General features: G+C 39.4%; 16 protein-coding genes and 1 other annotated feature. Of the genes, 8 read left to right on the forward strand and 8 right to left on the reverse strand.

What is annotated here, in order from left to right:
• Positions 1–65 precede the first annotated feature (65 nt).
• The 3 genes from IRB43_RS14350 to IRB43_RS14360 all read right to left on the reverse strand — a co-directional run bounded on the left by IRB43_RS14350 (position 66) and on the right by IRB43_RS14360 (position 2,430).
• Positions 66–557: a YajQ family cyclic di-GMP-binding protein gene (locus IRB43_RS14350; RefSeq protein WP_203364176.1), complete on the reverse strand. Its 492-nt coding sequence runs from the start codon at positions 555–557 to the stop codon at positions 66–68.
• 169 nt (positions 558–726) lie between these two features.
• A complete protein-coding gene (locus IRB43_RS14355; protein ID WP_203364177.1) occupies positions 727–1,581 on the reverse strand; it encodes a DegV family protein in 855 nt (284 codons plus the stop codon).
• A 39-nt stretch (positions 1,582–1,620) separates the two neighbouring features.
• On the reverse strand, positions 1,621–2,430 hold the full coding sequence (locus IRB43_RS14360) for a Cof-type HAD-IIB family hydrolase (RefSeq protein ID WP_203364178.1): 810 nt from the start codon (positions 2,428–2,430) through the stop codon (positions 1,621–1,623).
• A gap of 167 nt (positions 2,431–2,597) precedes the next feature.
• Between IRB43_RS14360 and IRB43_RS14365 the strand changes: the two genes are divergently transcribed.
• Positions 2,598–2,906 carry a metal-sulfur cluster assembly factor gene (locus IRB43_RS14365; RefSeq protein ID WP_203364179.1) on the forward strand — a complete coding sequence of 103 codons (309 nt, stop codon included), beginning with the start codon at positions 2,598–2,600 and terminating at the stop codon, positions 2,904–2,906.
• Positions 2,907–3,003: 97 nt separating this feature from the next.
• On the opposite strand, the gene IRB43_RS14370 is transcribed toward IRB43_RS14365, so the two are convergent.
• Positions 3,004–3,696, reverse strand: coding sequence for a Crp/Fnr family transcriptional regulator (locus IRB43_RS14370; RefSeq protein WP_203364180.1), 693 nt, complete (start codon positions 3,694–3,696; stop codon positions 3,004–3,006).
• A gap of 183 nt (positions 3,697–3,879) precedes the next feature.
• Entirely contained in the window at positions 3,880–4,650 is a 771-nt protein-coding gene (locus IRB43_RS14375; protein WP_238942033.1) for an undecaprenyl-diphosphate phosphatase, read from the reverse strand.
• A 223-nt stretch (positions 4,651–4,873) separates the two neighbouring features.
• Here IRB43_RS14375 and clpB point away from each other — a divergent pair, with 223 nt between their 5' ends.
• Entirely contained in the window at positions 4,874–7,471 is a 2,598-nt protein-coding gene (gene clpB, locus IRB43_RS14380; RefSeq protein WP_238942024.1) for an ATP-dependent chaperone ClpB, read from the forward strand.
• A 49-nt stretch (positions 7,472–7,520) separates the two neighbouring features.
• Here the strand turns inward: clpB and IRB43_RS14385 are convergent, their stop codons facing one another.
• Complete coding sequence (locus IRB43_RS14385; protein WP_203364182.1) at positions 7,521–7,703, reverse strand: DUF2929 family protein; 183 nt, start codon at positions 7,701–7,703, stop codon at positions 7,521–7,523.
• 200 nt (positions 7,704–7,903) lie between these two features.
• Between IRB43_RS14385 and IRB43_RS14390 the strand changes: the two genes are divergently transcribed.
• The 6 genes from IRB43_RS14390 (at position 7,904) to IRB43_RS14415 (ending at position 12,682) form a co-directional block, all read left to right on the forward strand.
• Positions 7,904–8,878 carry a BMP family ABC transporter substrate-binding protein gene (locus IRB43_RS14390; protein ID WP_203364183.1) on the forward strand — a complete coding sequence of 325 codons (975 nt, stop codon included), beginning with the start codon at positions 7,904–7,906 and terminating at the stop codon, positions 8,876–8,878.
• Positions 8,875–9,063, forward strand: coding sequence for a ComZ family protein (locus IRB43_RS14395; RefSeq protein WP_203364184.1), 189 nt, complete (start codon positions 8,875–8,877; stop codon positions 9,061–9,063). Before IRB43_RS14390 ends, IRB43_RS14395 begins: the two co-directional genes overlap by 4 nt.
• A 235-nt stretch (positions 9,064–9,298) precedes the next feature.
• Positions 9,299–10,231 (forward strand): beta-ketoacyl-ACP synthase III, encoded by a 933-nt coding sequence (locus tag IRB43_RS14400; protein ID WP_203364185.1) that lies wholly within the window; start codon positions 9,299–9,301, stop codon positions 10,229–10,231.
• A gap of 38 nt (positions 10,232–10,269) precedes the next feature.
• Positions 10,270–11,511 (forward strand): beta-ketoacyl-ACP synthase II, encoded by a 1,242-nt coding sequence (gene fabF, locus IRB43_RS14405; protein ID WP_203364186.1) that lies wholly within the window; start codon positions 10,270–10,272, stop codon positions 11,509–11,511.
• Positions 11,512–11,624: 113 nt separating this feature from the next.
• On the forward strand, positions 11,625–11,846 hold the full coding sequence (locus IRB43_RS14410; protein ID WP_203364187.1) for a YuzI family membrane protein: 222 nt from the start codon (positions 11,625–11,627) through the stop codon (positions 11,844–11,846).
• 74 nt (positions 11,847–11,920) lie between these two features.
• Positions 11,921–12,682, forward strand: coding sequence for a YjbA family protein (locus IRB43_RS14415; protein ID WP_203364188.1), 762 nt, complete (start codon positions 11,921–11,923; stop codon positions 12,680–12,682).
• 70 nt (positions 12,683–12,752) lie between these two features.
• Here IRB43_RS14415 and trpS read toward each other — a convergent pair whose 3' ends face one another.
• On the reverse strand, positions 12,753–13,781 hold the full coding sequence (gene trpS, locus IRB43_RS14420; protein ID WP_203364189.1) for a tryptophan--tRNA ligase: 1,029 nt from the start codon (positions 13,779–13,781) through the stop codon (positions 12,753–12,755).
• A 19-nt stretch (positions 13,782–13,800) separates the two neighbouring features.
• Positions 13,801–14,025, reverse strand: a binding site (T-box leader).
• Between the two features lie 57 nt (positions 14,026–14,082).
• Positions 14,083–14,463 carry a DUF3899 domain-containing protein gene (locus IRB43_RS14425; protein ID WP_203364190.1) on the reverse strand — a complete coding sequence of 127 codons (381 nt, stop codon included), beginning with the start codon at positions 14,461–14,463 and terminating at the stop codon, positions 14,083–14,085.
• Positions 14,464–14,817: the final 354 nt, after the last annotated feature.

Below are 14,817 nucleotides of genomic sequence, written 5' to 3' on the forward strand. Positions count from 1 at the left end.
TTTCGAAGCTTTTTTATGACTATGTTCAAGTGTTGATTTTTGGATAGAATCTTTGATTTGAAAAATTAGCGGAAGTTGACGAACTGAACATCTATTGGCAAATCAGCGCCTCGAACAGCTGCGATTACTTGCTGGAGATCATCTTTGTTTTTTCCGGTGACACGCATTTGATCATCTTGAATTTGCGATTTGACTTTTAATCCGCTTTGTTTAATAAGTGCATTAATCTTTTTGGCTGTATCTTTATCAATTCCCTGCACCATTTTAGCTCGTTGGCGAACGGTACCGCCTGATGCGCCTTCCACTTTTCCATAGTCTAAGTTTTTAATTGGAACAGATCGTTTAATTAATTTGCCAATTAAAACATCCTTCAACTGCTCTAGCTTATAATCGTCATCTGAGACTAATATGAGCTCTTCTTTATCTAGTTTGATATCACTTTTGCTGCCTTTGAAATCATAGCGAGTTTGAATTTCTTTCATTGCCATTTGAATGGCATTTGTTACTTCTGCAAAGTCTACTTTAGAGACAATATCAAATGAATTTTCTTTCGCCATAGGAACCTCCAACAATTTTAAGTATTTATCCCGCATTAACGGGCTGTAAGACTCCCACCTCAACAAGTCAGAAGAAAGGCAGACGTGTAGGCGGGGATGAAGAAAACCTCACTAATTGAAGCTTCACTTTATCTTTCATTATAATGGAAGGAAATACAACCAGCAAATCCTATTCTTTCGGTTGTTGGTTTAAGAAAAATAACGCGATTGTTCCAGGACCGGCATGAGAAGCGATCGTTGAGCCGATGATGTGGGTGACCACCTCTTGAGGATTAAAGCGTTCTTCGATCATTTGTTTGAACTGTTCAGCTGTTTCTATATCGTCCCCATGACTAATGGCGATCCGCTGGGTAGAAAGCTGTTCTCCTCGTTGTTCCATTAAATCCAACATGCGCTGAAAAGCTTTTTTTCGTCCGCGAATTTTTTCAATAGGGATTAGTTTTCCATCTTCCATATGCAAAATCGGTTTAATATTTAGCAGCCCTCCAATCCAAGCGGCGCCACTTGATAAACGACCGCCTTTTGCTAAATAGTCAAGATCCTCTACAGTAAAAATATGTTCCATATGGTGACAATGAAAATGGATATCCGAGATAAGTTCTTCTTTTGAAGTTTCATGCAAACGTTCAGCAGCACGCAATATGATTAAACCATAACCTAAGGAAGCCGCTTTCGTATCAATAATAGTTAAATCAAGCGCTGGATATTGTTCTTTCACTTGATCGCGAATCATGATCGCTGTTTGGTAGGTCCCCGATAAAGCAGAAGAAAAGGCGGGGTAAATACCGGATTCACCGCTTTTAGCTAGCTCGATAAATAATTTTTCTAGCAGAAGTGGAGAAGCTTGAGATGTTTTAGGTCTTTCTCCATCTCTGATCGCTTCATACACTTTTTTCGGATCAATCCCTTTCATATCTTCGTAATCATGACCATTTAAATGTACATGCAACGGGATTAATGTAATGTGCTCGTTATTAAAAAAGGACAGCGGTAAATCACAGGCTGTGTCGGCAAATAATTTCATCTATAAAACTTCCTCCTCAAGACAGTAGATATGAGTATTTTACAGGCTAAGTCTTTCTTCTAAAAAGATAGCAATACCATCTTCTTGGTTTGTTAAAGTTACTTCGTTAGCAATATTTTTTAATGGGTCGATGCCATTTCCCATGGCTACACCAATTCCTGCGTATTCAATCATTTCTAAGTCGTTATCTTCATCACCAAAAGCAATGATTCGTTCTTTTGGAATATGAAGATCCGCTGCTGCCCGTTGAATACCGACTGCTTTATTCAGACCAGCTTTCACTAGTTCAATGACATGCCAAGGCGCTCCCCAACGGCGATGGTCAATCATCTCGGCATGGACATCACTTAAATGCTTGCGAATACTAGGTACATGTTCTTCCACAGCGTGAATTAACATGCAAGTAGGATGCTCAGTTAACACTCGGCGAAGGTCGCCTGTTGTCACCCCGGGGTTTCCGATACTAAAGATATCAATTAGCCGTTCGTCATGATAATGGAAATATAAATTGTCCATGACTTCAGCAACAATATTATGGAAATTAAATGCATGACAAGCTTCCACAATGTCAATAGCTGTTTTCACATCCATCGGCTCGTGGTACATTCCCCAAGCATTGTTTCTCGGATGATGCACGAAAGCGCCATTAAAGTTAACAATCGGTGTCGTTAAACCTAGCTCTTTATAATAAAGTTCACTTGACCGATAAGGACGGCCGGTAGCAATCATGACTTCGTGCCCTTGTTTCATTGCTTTTTGAAGCGCTTGTTTTGTTCGAGGAGAAATCGTTTTTTCATCAGTCAGCAAAGTTCCATCTAAGTCTAATACAATTAAATGTTTTTCAGTCATCAAGCGGCACTCTCCTTGTCTCTATATAGTTACTTCTTTAGTGTACGCTCTAATAAATCGATATGTCCAATGTTAAAACTGTCAATAATTATAAGCATCAAGGGTGATAATTATTTCTTCCTTTTGTTATAGTAGAAATAGTGAAATAGAAAGAGGAGGGAAAAGATATGGATCAAGATTTAAAAGATAACATTATGGGGGCACTTGAACAAGTCATCGACCCAGAACTAGGGATTGACATTGTCAATCTCGGTCTTGTTTATGATATTGATATGGAAGAGGGTGGAAAGACAATTGTAACGATGACCTTAACGGCAATGGGATGTCCGCTAGCAGGTGTCATTGTTGATCAAGTCAAAGCCGCACTGGCAGATATTCCAGAAGTAAAAGAAGCGGAAGTAAATATTGTGTGGAATCCGCCATGGACTCGCGACAAAATGTCTCGCTATGCCAAAATTGCTCTGGGTATTCAATAAGAGCACAGGAGCTAGGCGCAATAAAAGGATGCAACTATTTTGCAGTTGCATCCTTTTATTTGCTTGTCGCCGATAACCAAGCGCCCTTCGCTTTTGATTAGTCAATTTGGCATATTTCTATTGGGCAGTTTTCGCAGTCGATGGTTTTTTTTAAATAGTCAAGGTCATGGATGATTAGCTGGCTCTTTTCGATGGAGATAATGTTTTGTTTTCGCAGTTCGCTGAACATACGATTAACGACTTCGCGTGATGTGCCGCATAAATTAGCAATTTCTTGATTTGTTAATGTCACATCTATACGAATACCTTCGTCTGTTTGTTGTCCAAATGTATTGCTTAATCGAATGAGGGTAGAATATACTCCGCCCTTTTTTCCATGAATAATTAAATCACGCAATTTTGATTGTGTTTTTTGGTTATCTAGTTGCGTATATTCAAACCATTTCATCATTAATTGAGGATCGGAGGAAAGCACTTCTTCTAGGCGTTTTTTCGTCATCACAAGCGCTTCGCCGTTTTCTAAAATTTTTCCGTTAGATAAATATTGCGCGTTACTAGAAAAAACGGAAAATTCAAAGAGAATATCGCCTTTTCCACAAATACGCAAAGACAGCTCACGTCCATCTGGAAAGAATTTGCTTACTTGAATTTTCCCGCTTAATAGCAAGAACAGTTCTTTTGCTTCAGTCGCTTCTTGGAATAAATAATCTCCTTTACGGAAAAGTTTCACGCTCTTTTCTTCCTCAAATAGTTTAGTTAACTTTTCTGAAAGAGAATGGCATCTGTTCATTGAACTCTCCTTCTATAAACAAATTTAGTTACTCTCATTTTAATAGTAAAAAAAGTAATAAACAACCCGCGGTACAAAAAAAGTATTTTTCCTTTAGAAACAGGCTGACGAATTTTCTGATTGAATGATAAGGAAGCAAATAGAAAAAGGGGAACCGAGTAAAGATGGCTCCCTTTTGGGTTGCTATGTAAGGAAAAGAACAAGTGGTCCAACGATAAAGCAGTAGATGGCGAAATATTTTAAATTACCTTGAGCCATAATGTTCATAAACCATTTTAACGAAAAGTAAGACATGACAAATGAGCCAATGAAGGCGAGCGTATAAGGAATCGCCAGCTGCGTAAGCTGAGGATCTGCTAAAATGTCTGAAAAACTTAAAATGGCGCCGCCTAAGCTGACAGGGATAAACAACAAAAATGAAAAGCGAAGAGCCGTTTCTTGTTTCATCCCAAGCCCCATCGCTGCAACAATGGTAGCTCCAGACCGGCTAATCCCCGGAATTAAAGCAATGGCTTGAGCGAAACCGATGATTAATGCATCTTTCAGTTTCATATCGCCATCGTTTTTTCGCCCCCGCAAGTTGCGAATGGTCCATAAGGCGATACCAGTAATAATTAATGTAATGGCGACCGTCCGTACGCTTGAAAGCTTGTTTTCAATAAAATCTCCAAACACAACACCGATTACTCCAGCTGGAATCGTAGCGATTATTAAATAAATAATAAACATAAACTCAGAACGGTCGTCTGGATTTTTTGTTTTTACATAGCTTAAGCCGTTGCTAGCCAGGCGGATAATATCTTGACGGTAAATCATTAAAACAGCAAGTAAGGAAGCTGTATTTACCATTAATTCAAACGTTAAGCCTTTAATTTCAATGCCAAAAAAATGTTTGGCTAGCTGCAAATGGCCGCTCGAGGAAATGGGAATCGGTTCTGTAAACCCTTGAAACATTCCTAATAGTAAGTATTTTAATAGTAAAATAGCATCATTCACGTTTATCACCCTCCAACTCATCATTAACTTTTTTATTGAACACTAAAACTAAAGAAATTGTAAAGCGTTTTGGTTAAAATAACCTTTTTTCTCCTAGTGACTAGCTTATCACTTTACAAGTCTATTGTGAAAGAAATATAATTATGAAAAAGGTCAAAAAAGGTCAAAAGAGGTGGGGACATTGGATATTGAACAGATGACACATTCTGTGCAACAAGGTTTAGCTGATGCACAAATATTGGCGAAAGAGCATGAACATACGGAAATCGATCTTCATCACTTATTGCTAGCATTAGTGAATCGTCCCGACAGTTTATTAGTGAGAATTATGGAACGCGCAGGGAGCAGCGATGGTAACTGGAAAGCTTTTTTGAAAAGTGAACTGGTGAAAAAGCCGGTTATTTCAGGAGAAAATGTACAATATGGAGCCTATTTATCAGTTTCTGCACAAAATGTAATACAAGCTGCTAACCGTATTAAAGAGGCGTGGAAAGATGACTATTTGTCTGTTGAACATATTGCCCTTGCTTTGGCAAGTGTAAACGATTATGACATCAAGCGCTTTTTAACAAAAGAGACATTAACAAAGGAAAAAATAGAAAAGGCTGTTCATGATATAAGGGGGAATCAAAAAGTGACATCACCACATCCGGAAGCTAGTTATGAAGCATTAAGTAAATATGGCCGCGATTTAGTAGAGGAAGTCCGCTCTGGGAAATTGGACCCGGTGATTGGCCGTGATCAAGAAATTCGTCATGTGATCCGTATTCTTTCAAGAAAGACAAAAAATAACCCTGTTTTAATCGGTGAACCAGGTGTGGGGAAAACAGCGATTGTCGAAGGATTAGCGCAACGAATCGTTCGGAAAGATGTGCCTGATGGCTTAAAAGATAAGACGATTTTCTCATTAGATATGAGTTCGTTAATTGCTGGGGCTAAGTTTCGCGGAGAATTTGAAGAACGATTGAAAGCTGTATTAAATGAAGTGAAAAAAAGTGATGGACGTATCTTGCTATTCATTGATGAAATCCATACGATTGTCGGCGCTGGAAAGACGGAAGGAGCAATGGATGCTGGCAATATGCTAAAGCCAATGCTTGCGCGTGGAGAGCTTCATTGTATCGGAGCAACCACGCTAGAAGAACATCGCAAATACATTGAAAAAGATCCCGCACTTGAACGCCGCTTTCAGCAAGTGCTTGTACAAGAACCAACAGTGGAAGACACGATTTCAATTTTACGAGGATTGAAGGAACGATTTGAAATTCACCACGGCGTGAATATTCACGACCGAGCGATTGTGGCAGCGGCTACATTATCCAATCGCTATATTACTGATCGCTTCTTACCGGATAAAGCGATTGATTTAGTGGATGAAGCGTGTGCAATGATTCGGACGGAGATTGATTCTATGCCGAGTGAATTAGATGAAGTGACGCGCCGTGTGATGCAGCTTGAAATTGAAGAGGCAGCATTAAAGAAAGAGAAAGATCAAGCGAGTAAAGATCGTCTCCTGCAATTACAAGAAGAACTCGTTCTTTTAAAAGAAAAAGCGAATGAAATGAGAGCAAGATGGGAAGCGGAGAAAGAAGCTATTCAGCGAGTTCAGGAGAAAAGGGAATATCTTGAGAAACTGAGACGAGAGCTAGAAGATGCGGAAAATCGCTACGATTTAAATAAAGCGGCGGAACTGCGCCACGGCAAAATTCCAATGATGGAGAAAGAGCTTCATGAGTTGGAAAAAGCGATGGTTGCCTCTGAAAATAATGAGCATCGACTGTTGCGAGAAGAAGTGACGGATGAGGAGATTGCAGCGATTGTTTCTCGGTGGACGGGAATTCCTGTGACCAAGCTAGTTGAAGGAGAGCGAGAGAAGCTATTGCGTCTTGAGAGCATTATGCATGAGCGTGTTGTGGGACAAGATGAAGCGGTTCAACTAGTCAGTGATGCTGTGTTGCGGGCGCGCGCTGGCATTAAAGATCCAAACCGCCCAATCGGCTCATTTATTTTCCTTGGTCCAACGGGGGTGGGGAAGACAGAATTAGCGAAAACATTGGCTCATACGTTATTTGACAGCGAAGAGCAAATGATTCGGATCGATATGTCAGAATACATGGAAAAGCATGCGGTTTCCCGGTTAATCGGAGCACCTCCTGGGTACGTTGGTTACGAAGAAGGTGGACAGCTCACAGAAGCATTGCGAAGAAAACCATATTCCGTCGTGTTGCTCGATGAAATTGAAAAGGCGCATTCAGAAGTATTTAATATTTTATTGCAAATGCTTGATGATGGTCGCATTACGGATTCCCAGGGCCGAACAATTGATTGTAAAAACACGGTCGTCATTATGACTTCTAATATCGGCTCGGAATTTTTACTAGAGCGAAAAGAAAATACGGAAGAAATTCAAGAAGAAACGAAAGAGCAAGTCCTTCAGCAATTACGTCGTCATTTCCGCCCAGAGTTTTTGAACCGGGTCGATGATATCGTGTTATTTAAGCCGTTAAGTTTAGAGAACATTAAAGGAATTGCTGACCGAATGCTGAATGATTTAAGAAAACGGTTAGATGATCAGCAAATCAAATTAGAAGTAACAGAAGCGGCGAAAGAATTGATTGCCAGAGAAGGATTTGACCCTGTATATGGAGCAAGACCATTAAAGCGTTTTATTCAGCATCAAGTCGAAACAAAGCTCGCTCGAGAGATGATTGCTGGAAAGATTTCTGCTCATGAAACAGCAACTATTGATGTAATTGATTATGAACTGACTGTCAAATGAAAATAAGGCTGTCCCGTAGTTGGGCAGCCTATTTTGTATCATGCGATTCTTAATGATGTTCTACCGGATCGTTTGGAACAAGGGCAGAAATGACAAATAGAAGAACAGCTACGATGATTGAAATGATGGTACCAGGCATCCAAGTAAATGCCGCTCCGTTCATGGAACCAACAACGTAACTTAACATTTGAATCAATAAGAAAGACCAAAAGAAAGTCATAATATATTGCACCGAATTTTTCCTCCTTCAACGAAAATCTTTTTGTCACTCACCCCTAATCTTAGCACAGAAATTAGAGCACGATAAAGAGATATTTTCGTTCATTCGTATTTTTATCCGTTCTCAATCAAAGATTTCTCTTTTTCTCCTTACGAAATAACAGTAAGATAGAAACAGGAGCGAGATCGATCTAGAAGGAGCGTATCCAGTATATGATAAGAAAAATACTATTGATGGCACTCACCATTCTTTTGTCAGCGGCTGCTGTGGGGTGCCAAACAAATGACGATGCAGAAGCACTGAAAAAAGTGGGATTACTTGTTCCGAAAACGATCAATGATCAAGTCTGGGGAACAAAGGGTTACAAAGGTATGATGAAGATCCAGTCTCAATACGGGTCAGAGATTTTTTATAAAGAAGGAATAGACTCCCAAGCTTTAGTCGAAAGAGCGGTAGAAGAGTTTGATCATAAAGGTGTCACCCTTGTCTTTGGTCATGGAAGTGAATATGCTGATTATTTTAATAAAATTGCACCTGAGTATCCTAATATGCACTTTGTCAGTTTTAATGGTGATGCAAAAGAGAAGAATACAACAAGCTTAAAATTTGAAGCCCATGCGATGGGGTTCTTTGGAGGAATGACGGCCGCATATGCTTCGAAAACGGGTACTATTGGCGTTTTAGCTACATATAAATGGCAGCCCGAAGTCAAAGGTTTTGTTGATGGAGCGAAGTTCGAAAGGCCGGATATTAATATTGTTACACGGTATGTAGGAAACTGGGACGATTCAGAAAAAGCGCTGGCGTTGCTAGAACCAATTATTGCTCAGCAGGCAGATGTTGTTTATCCTGCGGGGGATGGGTATAATGTACCTGTTATTGAAAAATTAAAAGAAAAGGGATTGTACGCTATCGGTTATGTTTCTGATCAATCTGACCTTGGACAAGAAACCGTATTAACCAGTACGGTTCAGCATGTGGATAAGTTATATTTATTGGCTGCTACTCAGTTTGTTGAAGGAAATTTGAAGTCAGGAAACCTTCATTTTGATTTTCAAGATGGTGTACTGTCATTAAGTAAGTTCAGCCCAATATTGGATAAAAGCTTTGTGAAGAGAATTAACCAAGAGATTGATCATTATATCGAAACCGGTAAACTTCCAAGAAAAAAGGAGGAGAACAAATGAACGAAAATAAAAATCTAGAATTTATGCAAATCGCGATGAAATATCTTCCAGAGGCGCAGGAAAAGGTAAAAGAAGCAGGTATTGAATTTTCCATGGATCTTGTGGAACCGTTTATGGGTATGTTTTTAAAAGTGATGAATGAAGCGTATGAACTAGGGAAAAAAGACGCTCAAGAAAGTAACTAATGATAAGAGAGCCTTCCGTATTTTTAAGGAGGCTCTTTTTTCGTAGGAATTAGTTTCGAATTGGGTGTGATCAGATGGAAATACGAGAAAATTAGTTTCGCCCCCTTTTTTCACCGCTCGACGACGCTCTACAAATTCCCCCTATTGCAAAATAGAGCTGTTTTCAGTAATATTAGTACCAAGTCTTAATAATTGATATCATCTTAAAAAAGAGGTTGAAAGAAGGGAAAACCTTATGAATACTGGTATTCTTGGAATGGGGCGCTATGTGCCTGAGAAAGTTGTAACGAATGTTGATTTAGAGAAAGTAATGGATACTTCGGACGAATGGATTCGGACCCGGACTGGAATAGAAGAACGAAGAATTGCTGGTGAGGAAGAAAACACCTCCCATATGGGGGTGAAGGCCGCGAAAAACGCGATTGAACAAGCTGGCATTGCCCCCGAGGAAATTGATCTTATTATAGTTGCTACAGTTACGCCTGATCATGCTTTTCCTTCCGTTGCCTGCATGATTCAGGAGCAAATTGGCGCGAAACAAGCAGCAGCAATGGATATTAGTGCGGCTTGTACAGGGTTTATGTATGGAATTGTGACAGCTAAGCAATTTGTTGATACTGGGGCTTATAAGTATGTCCTGGTTGTTGGTGTGGAGAAACTGTCTAGAATACTAGATTGGAATGATCGCAATACAGCTGTATTATTTGGTGATGGAGCCGGAGCGGCTGTGCTTGGCCCAGTTTCAGAGGGACGTGGAATTTTATCTTTTGAGCTTGGAGCAGATGGTGCTGGTTTCAAGCATTTATATCAAGACGAGCATGTTAAAATGAACGGGCGAGAAGTCTTTAAGTTTGCTGTTCGTCAAATGGGAGAGTCTTGTGTAAATGTTCTAGAAAAAGCCGGATTGCAAAAAGAGGATGTTGATTTCCTCTTGCCGCATCAAGCAAATATTCGTATTATGGAAGCGGCTAGACAAAGATTAGATTTGCCAATTGAAAAAATGTCAGTAACAATTAATAAATATGGAAATACATCAGCTGCTTCTATTCCGCTTACTTTTGTTGAGGAACTGGAAGCAGGAAAAATTAAAGATGACGATTTACTAGTCATGGTAGGATTCGGCGGCGGCTTAACTTGGGGAGCTATTGCCATGAGATGGGGACGTTAAAACGAAAAATTTTTTATGAATATATGAGGAGTGGGAACATGGAAAAACGTAGAGTAGTCATTACAGGACTTGGTATTGTTTCTCCTGTAGGAAGTTCAGTAGAAGAAGCATGGGCAAATGTATTAAGCGGGGTAAGCGGTATTAAACCGTTAACACGAGTGAACCCTGATGATTATCCGGCAAAAGTAGCCGCTGAAATTAATGACTTTGATCCAGAACAGTTTATGGACAAGAAAGAGGCGCGCAAAATGGACCGCTTCACCCAATTTGCCGTCGCTGCTGCTAAGATGGCTGTACAGGATGCCGACTTAACCATTGATGAAACGAATGCTGAACGAATTGGTGTTTGGGTAGGTTCAGGTATTGGCGGCATGGAAACCTTTGAAAATCAGTTTAAGACCTTTTTAGAGCGTGGCTACCGCCGTGTCAGCCCTTTCTTCGTGCCGATGATGATTCCGGATATGGCAACGGGACAAGTGTCGATTCATCTAGGAGCGAAAGGAGTAAACTCTTGTACAGTAACCGCTTGTGCCACAGGAACAAACTCTATTGGGGATGCATTTAAAGTGATTCAGCGTGGAGATGCGGATGCGATGATTACAGGCGGAAGTGAAGCGCCAATTACGCAAATGTCCATGGCAGGGTTCTGTGCGAATACAGCTCTTTCTACAAATCCAGATCCGAAGACAGCAAGCCGTCCGTTTGATGCGAATCGCGATGGATTTGTTATGGGTGAAGGAGCGGGAATTCTTGTGCTAGAAGAGCTTGAACATGCCTTAAAACGCGGGGCCAAAATTTATGCAGAAATTGTTGGTTACGGTTCAACAGGAGATGCTCACCACATTACCGCACCGGCTCCAGGTGGAGAAGGTGGAGCTAGAGCGATGCAAATAGCGCTGGATGACGGTGGTATTTCTCCAGAGAAAATTGATTATATTAACGCACATGGAACAAGCACGCCTTATAATGATCAATTTGAAACGATGGCGATTAAGCAAGTGTTTGGCGATCATGCTAAGAAGCTTTCGATTAGTTCAACGAAATCAATGACAGGTCATTTACTCGGAGCTGCTGGTGGAGTAGAAGCTATTTTTACTGCGCTAGCGATTAAGCATGATATGATTCCACCAACGATTAATTATGAAACTCCAGATCCGGAATGTGATCTTGACTATACACCAAATGAATCTCGAAAAAGAGAAGTGCATGCGGCACTTAGCAACTCTTTAGGATTTGGCGGTCATAACGCGACGATTGCCTTACGTAAATTCCAGAAATAATAACAAAAAGAGATAACTAAAAGCTTTCATTTTAGTTATCTCTTTTTTGCATGTTTTTATTAATTAATCATACATATAGGACAAGCAGAAAAAATAAATAAAGGAAGAAGCTAATGGCCTTTCGTCTCGCGCTCTTTTTAATTGGTTTTGGTTTTTCGGTTCTGGGGGGAGTTAGCTGTATTATGTATTTAAATGTATTAACGGCTGGTTGGACGCTGAAAGAATATATTGCTTTTATTTTAGAACGTTCCGAATGCTACTTATTTATTATTGGTTTTGTGTTAATGGCCGTATCTCTTTATTTCCCGGGGAAGTGGAAAGTTGAGAAAATATAGACTTAGAAGGAATAATATTACTTTATTTTGCCCATACTTGAAGACAAATAGATGAAGAAGTGAGGAGGGTCATTATGTTGTATCTTCATGATGTCTGGGTGAATTGGTTTGAAGGAGAGGAGAATGGCTATAACGTATGTCATTTTCACGAGTGGCGTAAAGATGATGCTGTTGAGTTATTAGATCAAGTGCCAGTCGTCTTAATCGAAGAGTCATTATTTGACTATATTGAAAATCAATTATCAGAATTGCCAAAGCAATTACTTGAAGATGTAAGAAAAAAAGCCTTTCTACGTAGAAATCACGAACGAATTCAACTTGAGCATTGCTTTGTTGTTTCAGATGGAAAAGGGATTTTAGCCATTGATACAATGGGCTATACAATCCCTGTTAGAAAAAGCCGTCTAGTCCCTCGGCAAGAGCAGCTTGTATATGAAATGTTTCAAGTTCATCCGGTTGAAAGGTACGAATTTGAAGTCGCTTTAGAAGAAAAACAATATCATATTTTATCCATTGATCCGATAAATATGAAGGGGCTCACTCGTAAAGAAAGACAGTTGAAACAATTGTTGTTCATGGCTTTAGACCAGCTGTTTTCATCAAAAAATTCAGCCGAAATTCGTTATTGGTATACTGAGTGGGCACCTGATAAATATGAAGATATTCAATCAATGGACTTTGAAGAAGTAAAGAAAGCTTTTCACCAAGAAGCAAAGGCAGGCTGGTCGAAACAGCATTATCGCTTATGCGAAAACCTCATTAAAGGACAAGCTTTTTTTGAGAAATTATGGGAAGTAGAGCACGCTTCAAAAATTAATCAATCAAGCAATCAATAAACATAAAAGACTGAATCGGTTCGGATTCAGTCTTTTGTACGTTGCTAGACAGCGCCTTCCGCTTTTAATGTTACTTTCTTTTTCTACCAAGTCCCATGGCGTTTTCCATTTTTTTGATCATTTTTGAAGCTGCTTTATTAGCTTTTGCTGCCCCTTCATCAAGGATGAAATCCAGTTCTTCTGAATCAATTAATTCATAATAACGCTTTTGGATTGGTTCAAGATGGCGAACAACGACTTCTGCTAAATCTCCTTTAAACTCGCCGTAGCCTTTTCCTTCATAACGTTGTTCAAGCTCTTCAATGGAGACTTGTTCTAAAACAGAATAGATGGAAAGCAAATTAGACACACCAGGTTTGTTTTCCTTATCAAATTTGACAACGCCTTCTGAATCAGTAACGGCGCTTTTGATTTTCTTTTCGATTTGTTTTGGTTCATCTAATAGCGTAATAAATGCTTTAGAGTTTGGATCGGACTTGCTCATTTTCTTCGTTGGATCTTGAAGGGACATAACGCGTGCTCCCGCTTTTGGAATACGTACTTCTGGCATTGTGAAAATGTCATTGTATTTGCGATTAAATCTCTCCGCTAAATCACGTGTAAGTTCAAGATGCTGCTTTTGGTCTTCACCAACAGGGACTAAATGCGTGTTGTATAATAAAATATCAGCGGCCATTAGTGGCGGATACGTTAATAAACCAGCAACAACCGCTTCTTTTCCTGATGATTTGTCTTTGAATTGTGTCATGCGCTCAAGTTCACCGATGTAAGCTACACATTGAAGCATCCAACCGGCTTGAGCATGAGCCGGTACCTCCGACTGAATAAATAAAGTCGCTTTCTCAGGATCAATACCAACAGCAAGATACAGAGCCGCTAAGCTGCGAATATTTTTGCGAAGCTGTAAGCGATCTTGTGGTACAGTGATCGCATGTTGATCTACGATACAGAAGTAACAATTATAATCATCTTGCAGTTCCGTAAATTGTTTCATCGCTCCAATGTAATTTCCTAACGTAATGGTTCCACTCGGCTGAATGCCTGAAAAAATATTTTCCATTAAATCTCTCTCCTTGTTTAAGCAATTAAAAATAAACATAAAAAAACCATCCATCCCAAATAGGGACGAATGGTTATATCCGCGGTGCCACCCTAAGTTGCTTAAGCTGCTGCTAAGCCTCTTTTAGCCATTTAACGCATGGAATACGCCGTTTTGCTACTGTATACGTTCGCAAAAGGAGCATCGAAAAGCCCATTCCAAACAGTGTGGTTACCTGCTCACACCAACGCAGGCTCTCTGATAACCAGCTTCTATTTGTACTCTTCTTTCTTACACGCTTCAAATATGATGTGCCCCGATTATAAATGAAACAAAAAATGGAGTCAAGAGAACAAATGGTTTAGCTTATGACAAATGCTGCAATAAACGAAGCAAGAGCAACAATGCCTCCGCCAGCTAAAAGCGGATATGTCCAAATAAACACTCTCTTTTTAGGATATTCTTCATAAACTTCTTTTGTGTCATCTAAATCATCAAAGCTAGCTATATATTCGCCTTCCTTCGATGACTTTCTCACTTTTTTGAAGCTATAACGAATTCCGTTAAAGAATCCTCCTTCAATGACGAATAAACTAGCCCCCACTGTTAAACTGATCAGAGAGAAAAAGAAAGAATAATCTATAAGACTTTTGGAGAAATTCACCGAAAACAATGACAGTAATATTGGGAAAATGACATTTATACCAATAATGATAAGAGATAATCGAAGAAACTTTGTCAAAGCAGTCACCTATTTTCTTTTCATATAAGCCAACAGAATTATAGCTAAAAGCAGCTATTTATTCAACTTTATATAGCAAAGAGCTAATTCCGACATCATTACATCCTATCTAGCCAAAAATCAACAGCGTATCCAAATAAACACTCTTATGTTGATCTAACAAGTTGAACCTATATATGTTACGATATATTTTACATTATTATTATATATATAAAACAATAACAAAGATAAAATATTCGTAATAATCGAAAAAAGAAAGCGCTTTAACGCGGTGAATAGTTATTCAATTAAAATATAAAGCTTATGCTACTGAAGAACTAATAAAAAAAACAAAAAAAGTATTGAATTGTGACA

The organism is Bacillus sp. REN10 (assembly GCF_016820555.1).
Classification (GTDB): Bacteria; Bacillota; Bacilli; order Bacillales; family Domibacillaceae; genus Bacillus_CE.

What these genes read in the sequence shown, in the direction of transcription:
- IRB43_RS14375 (WP_238942033.1), bottom strand. Translation starts at nt 4,650, where the DNA reads ATGTTTCAAGGGTTTACAGAACCGATTCCCATTTCCTCGAGCGGCCAT.
- IRB43_RS14360 (WP_203364178.1), bottom strand. Translation starts at nt 2,430, where the DNA reads ATGACTGAAAAACATTTAATTGTATTAGACTTAGATGGAACTTTGCTG.
- IRB43_RS14400 (WP_203364185.1), top strand. Translation starts at nt 9,299, where the DNA reads ATGAATACTGGTATTCTTGGAATGGGGCGCTATGTGCCTGAGAAAGTT.
- IRB43_RS14395 (WP_203364184.1), top strand. Translation starts at nt 8,875, where the DNA reads ATGAACGAAAATAAAAATCTAGAATTTATGCAAATCGCGATGAAATAT.
- IRB43_RS14410 (WP_203364187.1), top strand. Translation starts at nt 11,625, where the DNA reads ATGGCCTTTCGTCTCGCGCTCTTTTTAATTGGTTTTGGTTTTTCGGTT.
- IRB43_RS14355 (WP_203364177.1), bottom strand. Translation starts at nt 1,581, where the DNA reads ATGAAATTATTTGCCGACACAGCCTGTGATTTACCGCTGTCCTTTTTT.
- IRB43_RS14365 (WP_203364179.1), top strand. Translation starts at nt 2,598, where the DNA reads ATGGATCAAGATTTAAAAGATAACATTATGGGGGCACTTGAACAAGTC.
- IRB43_RS14390 (WP_203364183.1), top strand. Translation starts at nt 7,904, where the DNA reads ATGATAAGAAAAATACTATTGATGGCACTCACCATTCTTTTGTCAGCG.
- trpS (WP_203364189.1), bottom strand. Translation starts at nt 13,781, where the DNA reads ATGTTTATTTTTAATTGCTTAAACAAGGAGAGAGATTTAATGGAAAAT.
- fabF (WP_203364186.1), top strand. Translation starts at nt 10,270, where the DNA reads ATGGAAAAACGTAGAGTAGTCATTACAGGACTTGGTATTGTTTCTCCT.
- IRB43_RS14350 (WP_203364176.1), bottom strand. Translation starts at nt 557, where the DNA reads ATGGCGAAAGAAAATTCATTTGATATTGTCTCTAAAGTAGACTTTGCA.
- IRB43_RS14370 (WP_203364180.1), bottom strand. Translation starts at nt 3,696, where the DNA reads ATGAACAGATGCCATTCTCTTTCAGAAAAGTTAACTAAACTATTTGAG.
- IRB43_RS14415 (WP_203364188.1), top strand. Translation starts at nt 11,921, where the DNA reads ATGTTGTATCTTCATGATGTCTGGGTGAATTGGTTTGAAGGAGAGGAG.